Source organism: Desulfosarcina variabilis str. Montpellier, assembly GCF_048565275.1.
Lineage (GTDB): Bacteria > Desulfobacterota > Desulfobacteria > Desulfobacterales > Desulfosarcinaceae > Desulfosarcina > Desulfosarcina variabilis.
This window is the reverse complement of sequence record NZ_CP159846.1, coordinates 989,846-1,007,132: the sequence shown is the minus strand read 5'-3', so window position 1 is coordinate 1,007,132 and position 17,287 is coordinate 989,846. Positions and strand designations below refer to the sequence as shown.

The following is a 17,287-nucleotide window of genomic DNA, read 5'->3' as shown; positions in this document are numbered from 1 at the left end:
AGTGGCAACACCCCGCCGTGATCCGTCATAAAGGAATAAAATCGTCGATTCCGAAACAGGGACGCGTTCCAAAATTATTGGAAGAACGGTTCCTTTTTTCTTCATCCGGTCGATCCGAGAGATATTCTTCGCAATACACCACGTTTTTGCCGGCGTCCGTAAAACAACAAACCTGCCGATCTTCGCAGTTCAGACATATGCCCTGCTCCTTAGAAGACGGACCTGTATCTTTTGAAGGCCGATATTCACCGTTCATCGCAGGATCTTTTTTTCGATTATTATTCATGGATATCTCCTTTATCCCTGGCAGTGACCTTAGTTCTCCAACATGCTTGGCGCGGCGATCTCGTCATAAAGTCGTTCCACTGCCTCGCCGAAAAATGGCGGCTGCGGTGTCTGCATCAGCTTTTCGATTAATTTTTTCACGGCCGTGGACAGTTCCTCATAAGAAGCCGCATGAATGTTTTTGAGCATTGCACATAGGGCGTCGCCGGCAATGACTCGGGCGTCGTAATAGATGTTGTCATCGGCCAGGATGGATAGAACCTGGCGGAAAAGGTCCTCCGAGGGGGCCTGAATTTCTCCGACACGCTTGAGGACTTCCTCGCGAAGTCGCCAGTTCCCTTTGAACCGTAATATCCGGATCAGGCCCGGCTGACATTCAACCAGTTTCCCGGAGTCGGCCAATTCCTCGAAAATGTCCAACACGGTCCCCCAATCCATCAGGTTGCCAAAAGGATCCTGTTTCATGAAAAACTCCTTTCATTGAAGCTCGTTTTGTTCATCAAGCCATTCTTTTAAAGTGATAAATTCAATTTTTAACGGTTTCACCGAAATACGCTTCGTAGATTGACAACTGCGTGTCGCTCAAAAGTTTCTCCGGTTCAGTTTCTTCATGATTTATTTCCCTGCCGAAAAAGAAGAGGCTTCGTTCCAGGCATTTAATTTTTCCATCGGGAGTAACCGCCAAAAAATTCTTCCCTTCGGTGTCGTCAAGAATGACGAAGATTTTCCCGGAAACTCTGTTTTGTGCCAGTTCCATGCAATTGGACTCCGCTAACCAATATTAAAAATCGTTGACCAGGCGTTTGCCGGCAAATCAATTTACCTTCGCCTGCATTTGAGCAACAAGAATGCCAAATTCACAGAAACGCGTAACTATATGATTTTAAATTAAATTTTTATTTAAGAGGACTGGTGTAAGAATTTGATAGTGGGCCACAATCGCCCGCTACAATCAGAATTTGAGTGGTTTGTATCCGAATTAACTAGAGAAAATTTGTGCGGGCGGAATCGCCCGAATGGGCGATTTTGGCACTCAGGCGGGAGGGAGCTTTCGAAACAGCGCTCTTCGCGATATGCCCAGCAGCCTGGCCGCCTTTGTGCGGTTGCCGCCGGTCCGGCTCAACGCCTTGGCAATCAGGCTGCGCTCCAGCTGTCGGGTGGCCGACCGAAGGTCCATCTCAGCCGGCAGCGGCGAGGGCTCGAATTGTTCGCAGGGGGAAAGGAATTCCAAGTGACCGAGGGTTACAAACCGTTGAAGAACATTGCGCAGTTCGCGCACGTTGCCCGGCCAGTCGTATTCCATGAGCGTATCCATAATCGGTCCAGGAACCCTGTCCATGCCGGCAGGCAGCTCGATCCGCCGCAGAAAGTGCTCCACCAGCAAAGGGATATCCTGTTTGCGTTGGCGCAATGGCGGCAACTGAATCCGGATCACCTGGATGCGATAAAAAAAATCGCTACGCATATGGCCGCTGTTGACCTTATCTTCCAACGGCGTATTGGAGGCCGATATGATGCGCAAATCGGTCGACTTCGTATCCGTGCTGCCCAACGCCCGATAGCCGCCGCCTTCGATCGCCCGCAGCATCTTGGCTTGCATCCCAAGGGTCAGGTCACCAACTTCATCCAGAAACAATGTTCCGCCATCGGCCATATCCAGATATCCCGGAGCGTCTGCGTGCGCACCGGAAAATGCGCCCTTACGGTGTCCGAAAAATTCTCGTTCGAACAGAGTTTCCAGGACGGCACCGCAGTTCACGGCGACGAATCTGTGGTTTTTTCTCGCACCGTGATTGTGGACGGCATGCGCCACCAGTTCTTTTCCCGATCCGGATTCACCGAATATGGCAACACTGGCATCCGTTGCGGCCGCCTTCAGAATCCGTTCATAAACACCTTGCATGGCCGCTGACCGCCCCAGGATGTCACCCAACCGGTACCTCTCTTTGAGGGACGATCGCAGAACGCGGTTTTCGCTGTCCAGCTGGTCCGCCATTCGTTGCGCAGCCATCTGCTGTTCTTTGATCTCCGTAATGTCCTTGAAGGTCGACAACAGCGCGGGCCGCCCCTTGAAAGCAATGGGGCTGTGGCAAACCTGGATCCAGGCGAGCCTGCCCGGCTGAGAAAGCTGGATCAACTCCTCGACTTTGGCATCAATTTCTATGTCGCCCACGGCGCGGTAGCTTTGGGCGATTTCAGCAGCATTTCCAGCGCGTGGATCCGTTACGCGCCTATCCAGGATCTCTTCGGCCATCGATATGTGAAACAGTTTGCAGAAAGCCGGATTCACATAGCGAAAACGGTTGTCCTGGACCAGGGCGACCCCTTCGGCCACCTGTTCGGTAAGCACGCGATAACGTTCTTCACTTTCCCTTAGTGCCTCTTCTGAACGTTTCAGCCACAACACCTTGCTCAGCCGCTCCCCGATCGCTCTCAACAGGTGTTTTTCCTCCTCTAAAAACGGGTTAGCTTCACACAGGGGAGGTTTTTTGTAATAATAGACGTCTACATCACCGACATGTTGGCCGTTCAGTACGATTTTTGTATTCTGCCGCCACTTTGTCGCTTTGAAATTTCGGGTGGCGTAGTCTTGCCCTTCCAATCGGATTCGCGCACAGGCATATTCAGGATATTGCCAGGCTGCCGGGATGAGTTCCACAGCACGTTGCATGATCCATGGCAGGGAAACATCCTGATTTTCGAACAAATTGGAGATACCGTAAAGGCAGTTCAGCTCTTTGATCCGCTCGGACAGGGCGTTTGGTGCGGTGGATATGGTTAATGGTCGGCACGATTTTTCCGAAACATTCGGATCTTTTTGTACCGAACGTGAATCCGCCATTTTTTTTGATGGTTTGGCTGTCATAGATGATACCTGCAATCTCGATAATAGCGACCGACTATTTATCCATTTGAATGGGTGTAATAATCGACAACCTTCAAAATGCCCACAAATCGATTATTCATAACCATTATTTATGTTATAAAGTGTTTCATCATTCAATGAAAAGCCTATTTTCTTAATTTTTCAGGCCAGATCCGTTTCCATTGAACGAGGATATCAAGTGCATTTCAAGAGAAAGTCACTTTAAAAGAATACAGTAGCTGTTTTTATAGCTCGGTTGAACCCGCTGCAGCCAACGTAAAAACTGGGAAAATACTCCATAATGGAAAGCATTGACCAAGCGGATGTATTCAAAGGATTAACCGAAGATCAGCACAATCGGGCAATCCATATCGGCATCAAAAAACAGCTAAGCCCCAACGAAATCCTTTTTCATCAGGGATCTCCCGCCTCCAGATGTTACCTGGTCATGCAAGGCCAACTAAAGCTGACAAAGCTTAACGAGCACGGCAAGGAGGTGATCATTCGATATGTAGGCCCTGGAGAATTGACCGCGGCTGTGGTGGCTCTTAGAAACGGGGTCTATCCGGTTACCGCACAATCCGTTGGTGCAACTGAAGTCATTGGTTGGGATCATCCCACGATGATGAAGCTGATGCGTAAATTCCCGGATATTGCGATCAATTTTTTGGGTATCGTCTTGGCGCGCATCGAGGATGTCCAACAACGCTATCTAGAGATTTGCACGGAACAGGTCGATCGAAGGATAGCGCGATCTTTGCTACGGTTGATGCGTTGGAAGGGTGTTAAAAAAGAAGATGGCATTCTGATCGAGATTCCATTGAGCCGACAGAATATCGCCGATTATTCCGGCACCACCCTTTATACGGTCAGCCGTACGCTCAGCGGCTGGGAAAAGAAGAATTGGATCAAATCGGGACGCGAAAAGATTGTCGTCACAGACCCTCATGCACTGGTTGCCTTCGCTGAAGCGGGCTAAAATTCACTGATCACCATTCCCATTGGCATATGCTTTCCGTCATCCATAGGCTTAATTAAATAATTTTTGTTGTTTGCGCCAGCGCAAAGACGCGACCTCCCCTTCCTGATAAATTCGCTCCAAAATAGTCCACGGGCAGAATATTGGAAACCGTTTTCAAGAGTTCGGCTTCTTTGAGGAAAAGGAAGGGTGCCATGTCTCAGGAAAGCATACTGGTAGTACTATCGACAGCCGGTCCGGTCATTGGATCCGCTATTGGTGTATGGAGAAAGCCTTCCGAACAATATATTCACAATATGCTCTATTTTGCAGCGGGGATTATGTTGTCCATCTCCTTTTTGGACCTGATCCCCGAGAGCATCAGCCTGGGATCAACGATGACATGTGTGGCGGGAGTGATGATCGGATCTTCGATCATGGCTTTTCTCGACCGTCTATTTCCCCACGTTCACGACTGCGCCCTGTGTGCCGAAGACGAATGCCGATTGGGCCGAACGGCCAACTTTCTGATCCTGGCTATTTTCCTGCACAATTTTCCGGAGGGGATGGCCATCGCGGTGGGGGCGACCGCCAATATTGGTGATTCGGTGGTTATCGCTATAGCCATTGCCATTCACAACATCCCTGAAGGGATCTGTACATCCGCGCCCCACTATTACACGTACGGCAATCGGTTGAAATCGTTTGTCATGTCATCTCTTAGCGCCCTGCCCATCGTATTTGGATATCTCTTAGTAAAATATTTTATCGGACAGATTTCCTCTAACACCATGTCGATAATGGTAGGGGCTACAGCAGGCCTGATGATCTATATCACCGCTGATCAGCTGATGCCGGCGGCCCGAAGTGTAGCCGGGAAACAATCGCTCTTCGCATTTATTGCCGGAATCGTTGCCGTGATGCTGCTTGGGCTTGTGGCCTGATACATGAACCGATCAGCATGCGAAAAGGAAATGTCGATCATGGGAATCAATATATCGGAATCCAGCACCATCAAGGAGTTGCTGGATCAGCATCCATATTTGCTGCATACATTCGTTGATTTGGGGCTTATGTGTGTGGGTTGTCCCGCAGACGCATTCCATAACCTTTCCGATGTTGCCAAAGAATATAACCTCGATAAAAAAAAATTAATGACCCGCTTGGAAAAGGTGATCGACAACGTAATGGCTGGGAAGACTAACCGTTGAGTTGAATATAAAACGAGCGAAAGGATATCCAATGGCACCCAAAATACCCGGAGACCTGCAGACCACCGCCATGGCGGTGATGCCACACACGGACGTTGACCGGGCTCTCGAAATGGCCTTGTCCCTGGACATCCCTTTCTGGCCCCAACTGCCCAACTACAGCTATTACGAGGATATGTATGTCCAGGCGGCCGAGCATTTTCCAGGCAGCGTACTGGACATCGAAAAACGGACCTTGCGTTTCTCCATGGATAAGTTTGCCGAGGAAATAGAAGGAACGCTGCTTCGATTTGACGACCCGACCCTTTTTGACGTCAGCGAAACCTATTCGGCGGTCTATCACCGCTTTTTGGCGTTGGATCATTCGGATCGATCCGCAATCCGGGGGCAGTTGGAAGGCCCCATCAGTTTTGGATTCAATATTATCGATCAAGATGAGAGACCCATTCTTTTTGACGATACCGTCAGGCCGTTCATGCTCGAATTCATGGCCAAGCGGATAAACGTTCAATTGGCCCGGCTTAAACAGCTTAATGCCAATGCCTTTATGTTCGTTGATGAACCGGGGCTGCAATTCCTGTTTTCTGCTATGGCCGGATATGGAGATATGAAAGCCAAGAGCGACCTGGATCAATTCTTCACCCAGGTGGATCGACCGCGGGGCATCCACCTTTGTGGCAACCCCGATTGGGATTTTCTGTTGAACTTGGATTTGGATGTGCTTTCCCTGGATGTCTACACCAACGCAGAAATCTTCGCGTCCTATGCCACGGCTATCAGAAAGTTCCTGGAAAGGGATGGTGTCATTGTTTGGGGAATCGTACCCACGGGATTCGAGACCTTTCAAAAAGAGGACATGCATTCCATGATAGAGCGCCTCGAAAATGTCTGGCGCGTGTTGTGGGGCAAAGGAGTCGATAAAGAACGAATGATTGCCAGAAGTTTGATTTCTCCAGCAACGTGCTGTCTGGTCAATCCGGATCGGGAGCGCACGGTTGAGAGAGCTTTTGTTACGGTAAGCCGAATGTCGAACGTGTTGAAAACGAAATATCTATGACGGGACTTTGCAGGATAGTTTACGGTTCGGCGGATTCGTTGACGCCGGCACACAGAAAAATGCCGCTGCATAAAAAACCAAAGTGAGTGAAAGGAGGGCGTATGGATCTGACAACCAATTACATGGGGCTGGTGATGCCGACGCCCATCATTGCTGGCAGTTCGGGGATGACCGGTTCCGTAAAACAGGTCAAGGATCTGGCCGAAAACGGTGCCGGCGCGGTGGTACTCAAGTCGATCTTTGAAGAGGAGGTGATGTATGAGTACGCCGATTTCATCCGAACCGCCAAAACGAAATACGGCGAACCTCAATACTTCGACTATGATGGCCAGCGCAATCCGATTGCGTATTATGACTACGTAATCCGCGAAAAAAACCTTCAAAAATACGTTGAATTGATCGAAGGCTGCAAAGCCGCTGTAGATATTCCGGTGATAGCCAGTATCAACTGTTTTTTTCATTCAGTGGAATGGCTCTCGTATGCCGTCAACCTGCAAAAGGCCGGAGCCGATGCCTTGGAGCTGAATATGTTTTTTCCGCCCACCGATTTCAAACACTCGAAAGGAGAAAAAGAAGCGCTCTATTTTAAGATTGCAGAAAAGGTGACCCAAACGGTTTCTGTACCGGTGGCTTTGAAAATTAGTCCCTACTTCAGTGATCTGGGCCCTATGATTCAACGGCTGTCCCAAACAGGCATCAAGGGCCTGGTATTGTTCAACCGCTTTTTCAGCCCCGATTTCGATATCGATAAATTGGAAGTCAAACCCTCTTTCGTATTCAGTTCTCCTTCCGACCTGTCCCTGTCCCTGCGCTGGATCGCCATCATGGCGAATAAAGCAAATTGCGACCTGGCCGCTTCCACCGGTGTTCATGATGCAGCAGCGGTAATCAAACAATTGCTGGCCGGGGCCGGGGCCGTCCAAGTGGCATCGTGCATTTATAAGAACGGTCCGCAGTACCTGAAGCAATTGGTCGACGGTTTGCAAACCTGGATGACAAACTGGAAATACAGCGAGCTTGCCGACTTTAAAGGTAAACTGAGCCAAGAGAAAAGCACCGATCCGGCTGTTTATGAACGGGCCCAGTTCATGCGCTATTTCGGCGGCAAAAAGAATGTGATGTTCTAATGCGACCGCCAAACCCAAACAAAATGGAGTGTGCACTGTGAGTTCAGCAAACCTTCGAGAGTGTGCTCCCGTCGATATTTCCGATGTCGATGTGATGAAAGCCATGCGATCCATACAGGGATATATCGACATCACCCCGGCCGATTTTAAAGAAGTCTTCCGGGTGGCCTATGCTCTTGCGCAGGACAGAATGATGCAGGCATTCAAAGCCGCCGATGTAATGACCTGTCCGGTCCACGTGGTCAGAGCGGACAAGGATTTGATGGCAACCGCCACCCTACTGGCCGAAAAGGGTATCTCGGGAGTCCCGGTTGTGGATGATAGCGAAAAGGTCATCGGGGTGATCTCGGAAAAGGACTTTTTACGGAAAATGGGCGCCGGAAAAAGCGACTCCTTTATGCAGGTAATCGCCCATTGCCTGAAAAACAAAGGGTGTGTGGCAACTCCCATGTTGAACCGAAGCGCAGGGGATATAATGACGAAACCTGCGATCACGGCGAAGCCGGAGGTCACTATAGGCGACATCTCGGTATTGCTGATGGAAAAAAACATCAATCGCCTCCCGGTCGTCGCAGATAATGGGAAGGCTGTCGGTATCGTCACCCGTTCGGACCTCGTCAGTTCCTTTTGCATGCTCGGGTAAGCAGGAGAATAGATGAACTATTTCAATAAAATGAGAGGGCATACGCAAAGCCCTCCCCGGGTCGGTCTGATCGAAATCTTATGGTCCTGGATCGGCAGTTTTCTCGGAATTGCCGCCGTGGGTCTGCTTCATTTCAGGGTTTTGGATCAAAGCGCCCTGATCATGATCATCGGTTCCTTCGGTGCTTCGGCCGTGCTGGTGTACGGCGCCATCCGCAGCCCGCTAGCCCAGCCCAGAAATTTGATCGGCGGGCATGTGCTCTCGGCTATTGTGGGGGTTGCCGCTTATCAATATTTGGGCGGGCAGCCGTGGCTCGCCGCAGCCATGGCCGTATCCGTGTCCATTGCCCTGATGCACCTTACCAAAACACTTCATCCACCGGGAGGTGCGACCGCTTTGATCGCGGTAATCGGAGGCGATTCCGTGCATAATCTCGGGTACCTTTATGCGATCGTCCCTGTTGGCCTGGGGGCGGGTGTGATGCTGACCATTGCCCTGATGGTCAACAACATTTCAAAAGATCGCCGATACCCTGAATTCTGGTTTTGAGGCAAAATAAATCATGAAAAAGTACCATAATTGTATCATTCCTCAATTTGGCCATGAGGGCTTTTAAAGGAGTGTAATGAATTCAATCTGTGTTTTCTCGGATCAAGCACCGGTAGCCATCCAGCCTATATGGAAACAGCGGGTGCGTTGGGGCATGAATTGGCCATGCGCAGCCTAACCTGTGTCTATGGCGGTTCTTGTACCGGACTTATGAAACAGCTTGCTGACAGCGCCTTAGCTGCTGGTGGGAAAGTAGTCGGAGTGACTGTTCAGGCATTAAAAGATAGGGAAGAATTCCATCAAGGATTGACGGAGCTGCATGTATTGCCAACCAAGCATGAAAGAAAACACCTCATGGTGCAACTTTCAGATGGATTCGTAGCGCTGCCTGGAGGAATTGGCACCTTTGAGGAATTTTTTGAAGTATACACATTACAGCAGATGGGGTTTCATGCCAAACCATTCGGGTTGTTGAATGTTAACGGTTTTTTCGAACCGCTTGAGCTGATGTTGGAAACTGCTGAAAAAGAGGGTTTTTTAAAAAATTCGCACCAAGAGGCGATCATTCGTGCAGTGAACCCCGATGAGATCCTCGATCTCATCATAAAACGAGGAGTATAAAATGGGCTTCTGGAACTTGAGCACTTTAAAGTTGGAGAATTTCAGGCCGGGTATAATGAGCAAGGCTGAATTCGGGGAAAACTTGATCATGGTTTGCATGGAAATCGATGCAAATCATGAAGATACCGGACATAAACATGCTTTTGATCAGTGCGGTATTGTCTTGGAGGGTCAAATTGAAATGTTTATAGGCGGAAACAGTAGACTGCTCAATCCCAATGAGACCTACTTTATACCTTCAGGGGAACAGCATGGTTGGAAAACCGCCAATACGTCTGTAAAACTCTTGGATATATCTTTAAAGCAACCCCAGAAATGAGGTGGCATTCTTATTCCGACTTTGGGCCAAAGGATAGAAAATTAAAAAAGAAAAATTATTTACGATTCGTAGAACTTGTTTGCTCCAGCGCAAAGACAAAAACAATTGCTTGAAATAGAAAAATATTTCACACATGGCCCGTCCTATTATCGGTGAACAACCGACTTAAATGTGGCCAATCGTTAGTCGAGTTGGTTTTTTATAGACTGTCAATTATTGATTTGAGCTGGAGAAATCGCCCCATAACCATGAAAGGAAATTTGATCATGCAAAAAAGAAAGATCATGGAGAAAATTCACTGGTTGGGAGCCGTGGATTGGGATCGGCGGCTTTTCGACTCCCTCATCCCGCTTCCGGATGGGACAACCTACAATGCCTATTTGATAGAAGGCAGCGAGAAAACCGCCCTGCTGGACACGGTCGACCCGCCCATGGCCGAGGTCTTGACGGCACAGCTCGACAATGTACCCAAGATCGACTTTGTCGTCTCCCACCATGCCGAGCAGGACCATTCCGGAACGATACCGCAGGTGCTGGAGCGGTTTCCGCAAGCCAAGGTGGTGGCAACGCCCAAGGCCAAGGGCATGCTCATGGATATTTTGAAAATTCCCGAAAACGCCTTCGTCACCGTCCAAGACGGTGAAACGCTGTCTCTCGGAGATAAGACCTTGGAATTCATTCACACCCCATGGGTCCACTGGCCCGAAACCATGGTGACCTACCTGCAGGAAGACAAGATTCTCTTCAGCTGCGATTTTTTCGGCTCCCACATCGCCACCAGCGATCTTTTCGTTACCGACCAGGGACGGGTGCATGAGGCGGCCAAACGCTATTTTGCCGAAATCATGATGCCTTTCCGCAACATCATCGCCAAAAACATGAAAAAACTCAACGGGTATGACATTCAGATGATCGCTCCGAGCCACGGCCAAATCTACGATCGGCCGTCCTGGATCATGGATGCCTATCAGGATTGGGTGGCCGGCGATCCACACAATCTGGTCGTCCTACCCTTTGTCTCCATGCACGGAAGCACGCGAAAAATGGTGGACCATCTCACCGCCGCCCTCGTCGAGCGGGGAATTCGCGTGGAACTGTTCAACCTCGCGGTAACCGACATCGGCAAGCTCGCAATGGCGCTTGTCGACGCGGCTACGATTGTCGTGGGGGTGCCGACGGTGCTGGCCGGGCCTCATCCCTTGGCTGCGTATGCGGCATTGCTGGCCAATGCGTTGAAACCAAAAGTCAGGTTTCTCTCCATTATCGGTTCATATGGATGGGGAGGAAAGACCGTGGAAACACTTGCCGGAATGATTCCCAATCTGAAAGTCGAGGTGATCGACCCGGTACTTTGCAAAGGGCTTCCGGCCGAAGCGGATTTCGCTTCCCTGGACCGCTTGGCCGACAGCATTGCGCAAAAGCATAAAGAAAACGGGTTTCGATAAGATCAACCATTTCCACCCACCATTCAAATCAAGGAGGAAGTCTATGTTTTGTTTTCAATGTCAAGAAACGGCAAAAAATCAAGGTTGTACGGTGAAAGGTGTGTGCGGCAAGCCCGAAGAAACTGCCGATCTACAGGATCTGCTCATTTACGTTTGCAAGGGCATTGCGGTTTACGGGGAAAAGCTGAAGGAGAAGGGCACGGTGGACAAAGAGGCCGGCCACTTCATCTGTGAAGCGCTTTTCACCACCATTACCAACGTGGCCTGGGATGATGACGTAATCGTCGACCGAATCCGGCAGGCCCTCGATGTCAGAGACGCGGTCAAAGAAAAACTTGGCGGCGACCTTCCGGACGCGCTTCCGGATTGCGCGGTCTGGGCGGCGACCGACAAACAGGCCATCATGGACAAGGCCTTGTCCGACGAGGTTCGCATCACGGCTGCTGAGAACGAGGATGTACGGTCACTGAGAGAGCTTTTGATCATCGGCGGCAAGGGGATCGCCGCCTATGCCGATCATGCCGCGATTCTCGGCCATGAAAAGGACGACATATATGGTTTTCTGATGGAAGCGCTGGCATCCACAACCAAAGAGCTGTCGACGGACGAGATGGTCGGCATGGTCATGAAGGCCGGAGAATGCGCTGTCAACACCATGGCCCTGCTGGACGAAGCCAATACCAAGGCTTATGGCAATCCTGAAATCACCGAGGTGAACATCGGCGTGGGGAAAAACCCCGGCATCCTGATTTCCGGCCATGACCTGAAAGACATGGAAGAGTTGCTCAAACAGACCGAGGGAACCGGCGTGGACGTATACACCCACGGCGAGATGCTGCCGGCCAACTGCTACCCGGCCTTCAAAAAATACGACCATTTTATCGGCAACTACGGTGGATCGTGGTGGCACCAAAACAAGGATTTCGAATCCTTCAACGGGGCCATTGTGTTGACCACCAATTGTCTGATCCCGATCAAAAAGAACAACACCTATCTGGATAGACTGTTTACCACCGGCGTAGTCAACTATCCGGGAGCCAAACACATTGCCAAAAGGCCGCAAGGCGGTGCCAAGGATTTCTCCGCCGTCGTGAAAGGAGCCAAGCAATGCGCACCGCCAGAGGAGATCGAGTCCGGCAAAATCGTAGGCGGCTTCGCACACAACCAGGTGCTGGCCCTGGCCGACAAGGTTATCGATGCGGTGAAATCCGGTGCCATCAAACGGTTTGTCGTCATGGCCGGATGCGACGGACGCCAGAAATCCCGCAGCTACTTTACCGAGGTGGCCGAAAACCTGCCCAAGGATACGGTAATTCTGACCGCTGGATGCGCCAAGTACCGCTACAACAAGTTGAACCTGGGCGAAATCGGCGGCATTCCCCGCGTGCTGGATGCCGGTCAATGCAACGATTCCTATTCGCTGGCCGTGATTGCGTTGAAGCTCAAAGAGGCCTTCGGGCTGAATGACATCAACGAACTTCCCGTTTCCTATGACATCGCCTGGTACGAGCAAAAAGCCGTTGCCGTGCTGCTGGCCCTTCTGTCTCTCGGTGTTAAGGGGATTCGGCTGGGTCCCACATTGCCGGGCTTTCTTTCTCCCAATGTGGCCAATGTGCTGGTGGAGAAATTCGACATCAAACCCATCGGTACCGTCGAGGAGGATATCGCTGCCATGATGGCCGGCAACTAACCATGAAGGGCCTGCGTGGTTGTCCCCCCGGGGACGACCACGTGTGCCCATCTTGATCACGCCTATGCACGCAATCATCGCAGTTCGATTGATGCGACATCAAAATCTATACGCATAGAATATCTTTTGGTGCAAATGAGTTACTAAAAATGATGGGGAAGTTGATTCGTTCGATATGAAAAAACTTTTTATCAGGTCACTTACAACGATTTTGGTTGCCATCCTGATTTTGGCCGCTATCGCCCTGGTACGCCACCGCAAAGCCCAGCTCGCAAATCAGCCCACGCCCCTCCAGCGGCCCGTAGCTGTTTTCACCAAGTCTGGGCAGTGGGGTCGTCTATCCGTGACACGACACTATATCGGAACCATCCAACCTGAAGCCGAGGCAGTGCTGTCAGCTCAGACCACGGGTTATATCACATCGCTTCATAAAGATGTGGGAGACCGGCTTCGCAAAGGCGAGGTGGGGGCGGAGATTGACACACGACTTTCACAGGCGCAGAAAAATGCCTTGGTTGCGGAATTGTCCGGGGCTAGGGAGGACCTTATCACAAAGAAAACCATACACAGCCGACGACAGGAGCTGGCCTTGAACCGGGCCGTCTCCCAAGAAACTTTGGACGAAGCTGAGTTGGCGGTAAACCTGGCTGAAAGCCGCGTTCAACGCCTGGAACAGGAGCTGTCGGCGGCAATGGTGTCCCTGTCATTCTCCCGTCTGAAATCATTTTTCGACGGAGTCGTTACCGAACGCATGAAGGAGGCAGGCGACCTGGTTACGATCGGAACGCCTGTTTTCCGGGTGGAAAATCCGGATCGGGGATACAAAATTCTGGTCCGGGTACCCCAGGAGACAGGAGCAACCCTTACCGACAACGCCCATGTCCGATTGACGCAAGGAGACAAGACCCTGGAAATGACCGTGGACCGCGTTCATCCTGCCATTGTGTCTGGTCATCTGGCAACGGTGGAAATCAAACTGTCGGCCCGGCCTTTCGGCATGCCCAGTTACGGAGTGGTGGGGGTGGATTTGACTGTGGACGAACCCACGGGCTGGATTGTGGATGCGGACTGCCTTCTTGAAACCGGGGCACAAACGCTGGCGTATATCATATCTGACGACATGACAGTTGCTCCGGTGGTCGTTACCGTGCTTGGGCGCTCCGGCACCCGTGCCGTTTTGGATGGGCCTTTAACGGCAAAAAGCACCCTTGCCGCCGGCCCGGAATCCATGCTGCTGACGCTGGGGCCTGGTGTACGTGTCTTCCCGGTTCCCGGAGGTGCTCCGTGAACTGGGTGGACGCTTATCTGAAAAAACCTCATGCCGTTATCGCTCTGGTACTATTAAGCGTGACCTTTGGTGTGGTGGGATTCAACACCCTTCCGCTGAACCTGTTTCCGGATTCCAATTATCCCCGGGTATCGGTACTGCTCAGCTGGCCGGGGGCCGCCGCCGAGGACATGGCAGTCAAGGTGTCCCGCCAAGTGGAAAAAGAGATGGCGGCCCTGGATCAGTTTCGATCCGTAAAATCTACCATCAGGGATGAAACCGCTGCCGTCACGGTAGAATTTGACTACGCTAAATCACTGGACGCAGCGGTAACAGACGTCAATGCGGCCTTGAATCGGATTCTGCCAAGCTTACCGTCTGACTTGCTGCCTCCGAGAATCTACCGAGTCAGCGATTCAACCGCACCGGTGCAGACGCTTGCGGTTTCTCCGATACCTGGATCATTGATGCCGTTGTCCAAGGTCCGCCAGATCTGCGATAATGAAATCCAGGAAGCGCTACTGCGGGTGCCGGGTATCGCGGATGTGGAAGTGTTCGGTGGGCATCTTCCTGAAATCCGCCTGACGATCAAACGGGACCGTCTCGCCCGATACGGACTTTCCCCGGATCAGGTGGCGGCAGCGGTTTACGAACGCAACCGTAACATTCCCAGTGGCATGCTTCTTTCCCGTTCCGGAGAGCAGGTGATCTCTATTCGAGGTGAGCGAGCCTTGCGCAATAACCTTGCAGACATCGTTCTCGCCGACGGCGGCCGAAACGGGGCTGTGTATGTCCGGGACGTGGCAGAAGTCATCACCACCGTAGAAGAAAGACGATCCTTTTTCCGGGGCAACGGCCGACCCGCCATCGGGCTGAATATCCTGCGTGGGGAGGGAAAATCGGTAACGGGAACCTTGTCGAGCCTTGAAAAGACCTTGCCGGAAATCAGGGCCATGTTTCCGGATCTGATGGTCGAAGTCGCCGACACCCAGGGCGAAATAATCGACACCTCTGTGTCCAATCTGATCAGCGCGCTTCGGGATTCCGTGATCTTGACGGTCCTTGTAATCTTTCTAATCATGGCTCGCATACGCACCACCCTACTGGCTGCTGTATCCATCCCCTTCACATTTTTCATGACCTTTGCCGGCATGAAACTCATCGGCTACGAACTCAATATTGTCACCATGACCGCCATCATTCTGGCTGTGGGACTTTTGGTGGACGATGCCATTGTTGTGATCGAAAACATCGACCGCCATGCGGCCCCGGGGGACAAGTCACTGTTTCAAGCATCGGTTGACGGCACCCGGGAAATTTTTCTCGCGGATTTCGCGGGCACGGCCACAACGCTGGTGGTGCTGATCCCCATCATGTTCGTGGGCGGCTATTCCCAGAAAATTCTACGTCCCCTTGCTGTCGTGCTGTCGTTGGCCTTGTTCTCATCATACATCGTCTCCGTAACCGTCATTCCACTACTGGCTCCGAAACTTATGAAGACGGGGCAAAGTGCAAACCGGCTGGAACGGATTATCGAAAAAATTTCGAAGTTCTGGCTTTTGCCTATGCAACGTTTTTTTGTTCACTGCTTCCGGCTGTCCAGAGGAAAATGGGGATGGCTTCTGCCTGTCTTGATGCTGGGTCTGCTCCTGGTCAGTTTGCGACAGATGCCTATAGCCGGTCGGGATCTTATGCCCCCCATGGACACGGGCATCGTCAAGGTTGATTTTGAAGTTTGGCCCAACAGCCCGATCTCAGTTACCGAACGGGTAGTGGCGCAAATGGAAAAACACATTCTGGCGGTCCCGGGTTTTGTCCGCATGGCCGCAGTGGGCGGGGCCGAACCGGGCGTGATTAGCTTCAGTGCAGACCGGACATCCCAGGAAGGGTTGATCACGGTCCATTTTCAGAATCGGTTTGAACGGGAAGCATCCATCTGGGAAATCGAAGCCGACCTTCGGCAATCGTTTTCAACAATTCCGGGCCTCAAACGGGTGGACGTCTATGATTACGGTGCGACCCCCCTGTCCTCTATTGCGGCCCCTGTTGACGTCATGATCTCCGGCCCCGACCCCCGCCTGCTCGATCGACTGGCCGGCACAGTTGAGCAAAGACTTCACACGGTCCGTGGACTGACGACCGTTTCCCGTTCATGGGACTGGTCCAAAAAGGAAATCGCCATCAAATTAGATGAGGCCCGGCTGGCCCATTACGGATTGTCACCCAATGATGTATCCGCCATGCTGACAACCTCGACCACGGGACGAGTGGCATCCCGTTTCAGTATTGCTGCTCAAGATGGATATAACGTCCGACTGCGGTTCGAGCCGGACGACATGGCTGCGCTGGCCGACCTTGAAACCCTTCAGGTCGTCGGGCCGAAGGGTGCGGTTCCCCTCGAAGACATTGCCGACATTCAACCAGTTTTTCGTCAGTCCCGGATCACCCGCCAGAACCTTTTGCCCGTAATCAATGTTCGCGGGTATAGGGATAAGACTGCGATCACCCACCTTCAAGACCAGGTGGCGACCGTGCTCGCGGACATCCAACTTCCCGCCGGATACCACATCACCCAAGAAGGCGAAATACGGCAGATGAAGGAGAGTTTCTCAGAACTGGGCTTGGCCATGGGCCTGGCGATATTGTTTTTGTATTTTTCCATGGTGGTCACCTTCGCCTCTTATTTGCGTCCCCTTATCATCATGAGTGCGATTCCTTTGGCATTTATTGGCGTTCCTTGGGGTATGCTGCTGCTTGAACGCCATTTCTGCATGCCGGCAGCTATGGGCTTTATTCTTCTGGCCGGCATAGTGGTCAACAACTCCATTTTGCTGGTGGATTTTATCGAAACGGCCAGAGCAAAAGGAAAAACACTTCAGGTGGCTATGGAACAGGCCATATCCCGCCGGACGCGGCCGATCCTGATGACAGCACTAAGCACCGTTGCCGGCATGTTGCCGGTGGCGGCACAATCCGCTGTGGGACTGGAACGGCTTTCTCCGCTGGCTGTGGTGGCCATCGCCGGACTTTTGGTTTCGAGTTTTCTCACCCTTGCCTGGGTGCCAACGCTGTTTATCGGGATTGTCTGGCTAAAGGGAAAACTACAGCAATTTCGTTCAACACTTCAGTTGGGGTTTTGACTTGGATCAATGATTTAAAGGAGACTTCACCTATAATCTGTACTACCTTTGACATTGGTATCATCCGATACAGGCATGTTACGGCATGCTTTGAAGATGTTCCATGCTT

The 17,287-nt window shown here is 51.5% G+C and carries 17 protein-coding genes; 13 read left to right on the top strand and 4 right to left on the bottom strand.

What is annotated here, in order from left to right; genetic code table 11:
• Positions 1-25 precede the first annotated feature (25 nt).
• The 4 genes from Dvar_RS04450 to Dvar_RS04435 form a co-directional block, all read right to left on the bottom strand.
• Complete coding sequence (locus Dvar_RS04450; RefSeq protein WP_155302318.1) at positions 26-286, bottom strand: hypothetical protein; 261 nt, start codon at positions 284-286, stop codon at positions 26-28.
• Between the two features lie 29 nt (positions 287-315).
• Positions 316-750, bottom strand: a complete 435-nt coding sequence (locus Dvar_RS04445; RefSeq protein ID WP_155302317.1) for a hypothetical protein — start codon at positions 748-750, stop codon at positions 316-318.
• A gap of 61 nt (positions 751-811) precedes the next feature.
• Positions 812-1,042 carry a hypothetical protein gene (locus tag Dvar_RS04440; RefSeq protein WP_155302316.1) on the bottom strand — a complete coding sequence of 77 codons (231 nt, stop codon included), beginning with the start codon at positions 1,040-1,042 and terminating at the stop codon, positions 812-814.
• Positions 1,043-1,318: 276 nt separating this feature from the next.
• The gene (locus Dvar_RS04435) at positions 1,319-3,151 is read right to left on the bottom strand and encodes a sigma-54 interaction domain-containing protein (protein WP_155302315.1); all 1,833 of its coding nucleotides are present in this window, start codon (positions 3,149-3,151) and stop codon (positions 1,319-1,321) included.
• 301 nt (positions 3,152-3,452) lie between these two features.
• Here Dvar_RS04435 and Dvar_RS04430 point away from each other — a divergent pair, with 301 nt between their 5' ends.
• The 13 genes from Dvar_RS04430 to Dvar_RS04370 all read left to right on the top strand — a co-directional run bounded on the left by Dvar_RS04430 (position 3,453) and on the right by Dvar_RS04370 (position 17,178).
• Positions 3,453-4,130, top strand: a complete 678-nt coding sequence (locus Dvar_RS04430; RefSeq protein ID WP_419660516.1) for a Crp/Fnr family transcriptional regulator — start codon at positions 3,453-3,455, stop codon at positions 4,128-4,130.
• Between the two features lie 194 nt (positions 4,131-4,324).
• A complete protein-coding gene (locus Dvar_RS04425) occupies positions 4,325-5,053 on the top strand; it encodes a ZIP family metal transporter (protein WP_155302313.1) in 729 nt (242 codons plus the stop codon).
• A 39-nt stretch (positions 5,054-5,092) separates the two neighbouring features.
• A complete protein-coding gene (locus Dvar_RS04420; RefSeq protein ID WP_170302099.1) occupies positions 5,093-5,320 on the top strand; it encodes a DUF1858 domain-containing protein in 228 nt (75 codons plus the stop codon).
• A gap of 31 nt (positions 5,321-5,351) precedes the next feature.
• Positions 5,352-6,377 carry a hypothetical protein gene (locus Dvar_RS04415; RefSeq protein WP_155302311.1) on the top strand — a complete coding sequence of 342 codons (1,026 nt, stop codon included), beginning with the start codon at positions 5,352-5,354 and terminating at the stop codon, positions 6,375-6,377.
• A gap of 101 nt (positions 6,378-6,478) precedes the next feature.
• Positions 6,479-7,504: a dihydroorotate dehydrogenase-like protein gene (locus Dvar_RS04410; RefSeq protein ID WP_419660515.1), complete on the top strand. Its 1,026-nt coding sequence runs from the start codon at positions 6,479-6,481 to the stop codon at positions 7,502-7,504.
• Between the two features lie 37 nt (positions 7,505-7,541).
• Positions 7,542-8,147: a CBS domain-containing protein gene (locus Dvar_RS04405; protein ID WP_155302309.1), complete on the top strand. Its 606-nt coding sequence runs from the start codon at positions 7,542-7,544 to the stop codon at positions 8,145-8,147.
• A gap of 12 nt (positions 8,148-8,159) precedes the next feature.
• Positions 8,160-8,696, top strand: coding sequence for an HPP family protein (locus Dvar_RS04400; RefSeq protein ID WP_155302308.1), 537 nt, complete (start codon positions 8,160-8,162; stop codon positions 8,694-8,696).
• A gap of 129 nt (positions 8,697-8,825) precedes the next feature.
• The gene (locus Dvar_RS04395) at positions 8,826-9,317 is read left to right on the top strand and encodes a TIGR00730 family Rossman fold protein (protein WP_155302307.1); all 492 of its coding nucleotides are present in this window, start codon (positions 8,826-8,828) and stop codon (positions 9,315-9,317) included.
• Position 9,318: 1 nt separating this feature from the next.
• Positions 9,319-9,636: a cupin domain-containing protein gene (locus tag Dvar_RS04390; RefSeq protein WP_155302306.1), complete on the top strand. Its 318-nt coding sequence runs from the start codon at positions 9,319-9,321 to the stop codon at positions 9,634-9,636.
• A gap of 266 nt (positions 9,637-9,902) precedes the next feature.
• Positions 9,903-11,081, top strand: coding sequence for an FprA family A-type flavoprotein (locus Dvar_RS04385; protein WP_419660514.1), 1,179 nt, complete (start codon positions 9,903-9,905; stop codon positions 11,079-11,081).
• Between the two features lie 43 nt (positions 11,082-11,124).
• Entirely contained in the window at positions 11,125-12,771 is a 1,647-nt protein-coding gene (gene hcp, locus Dvar_RS04380) for a hydroxylamine reductase (protein WP_419660513.1), read from the top strand.
• Positions 12,772-12,946: 175 nt separating this feature from the next.
• Positions 12,947-14,059 carry an efflux RND transporter periplasmic adaptor subunit gene (locus Dvar_RS04375; protein ID WP_419660512.1) on the top strand — a complete coding sequence of 371 codons (1,113 nt, stop codon included), beginning with the start codon at positions 12,947-12,949 and terminating at the stop codon, positions 14,057-14,059.
• The gene (locus Dvar_RS04370) at positions 14,056-17,178 is read left to right on the top strand and encodes an efflux RND transporter permease subunit (RefSeq protein WP_419660511.1); all 3,123 of its coding nucleotides are present in this window, start codon (positions 14,056-14,058) and stop codon (positions 17,176-17,178) included. Before Dvar_RS04375 ends, Dvar_RS04370 begins: the two co-directional genes overlap by 4 nt.
• The last annotated feature ends 109 nt before the right edge of the window (positions 17,179-17,287 follow it).

Excerpts from the sequence above, each read along its gene's own strand:
- Dvar_RS04450 (WP_155302318.1), bottom strand. The coding sequence starts at position 286 with ATGAATAATAATCGAAAAAAAGATCCTGCGATGAACGGTGAATATCGG.
- Dvar_RS04445 (WP_155302317.1), bottom strand. The coding sequence starts at position 750 with ATGAAACAGGATCCTTTTGGCAACCTGATGGATTGGGGGACCGTGTTG.
- Dvar_RS04440 (WP_155302316.1), bottom strand. The coding sequence starts at position 1,042 with ATGGAACTGGCACAAAACAGAGTTTCCGGGAAAATCTTCGTCATTCTT.
- Dvar_RS04435 (WP_155302315.1), bottom strand. The coding sequence starts at position 3,151 with ATGACAGCCAAACCATCAAAAAAAATGGCGGATTCACGTTCGGTACAA.
- Dvar_RS04430 (WP_419660516.1), top strand. The coding sequence starts at position 3,453 with ATGGAAAGCATTGACCAAGCGGATGTATTCAAAGGATTAACCGAAGAT.
- Dvar_RS04425 (WP_155302313.1), top strand. The coding sequence starts at position 4,325 with ATGTCTCAGGAAAGCATACTGGTAGTACTATCGACAGCCGGTCCGGTC.
- Dvar_RS04420 (WP_170302099.1), top strand. The coding sequence starts at position 5,093 with ATGGGAATCAATATATCGGAATCCAGCACCATCAAGGAGTTGCTGGAT.
- Dvar_RS04415 (WP_155302311.1), top strand. The coding sequence starts at position 5,352 with ATGGCACCCAAAATACCCGGAGACCTGCAGACCACCGCCATGGCGGTG.
- Dvar_RS04410 (WP_419660515.1), top strand. The coding sequence starts at position 6,479 with ATGGATCTGACAACCAATTACATGGGGCTGGTGATGCCGACGCCCATC.
- Dvar_RS04400 (WP_155302308.1), top strand. The coding sequence starts at position 8,160 with ATGAACTATTTCAATAAAATGAGAGGGCATACGCAAAGCCCTCCCCGG.
- Dvar_RS04395 (WP_155302307.1), top strand. The coding sequence starts at position 8,826 with ATGGAAACAGCGGGTGCGTTGGGGCATGAATTGGCCATGCGCAGCCTA.
- Dvar_RS04390 (WP_155302306.1), top strand. The coding sequence starts at position 9,319 with ATGGGCTTCTGGAACTTGAGCACTTTAAAGTTGGAGAATTTCAGGCCG.
- Dvar_RS04385 (WP_419660514.1), top strand. The coding sequence starts at position 9,903 with ATGCAAAAAAGAAAGATCATGGAGAAAATTCACTGGTTGGGAGCCGTG.
- hcp (WP_419660513.1), top strand. The coding sequence starts at position 11,125 with ATGTTTTGTTTTCAATGTCAAGAAACGGCAAAAAATCAAGGTTGTACG.
- Dvar_RS04375 (WP_419660512.1), top strand. The coding sequence starts at position 12,947 with ATGAAAAAACTTTTTATCAGGTCACTTACAACGATTTTGGTTGCCATC.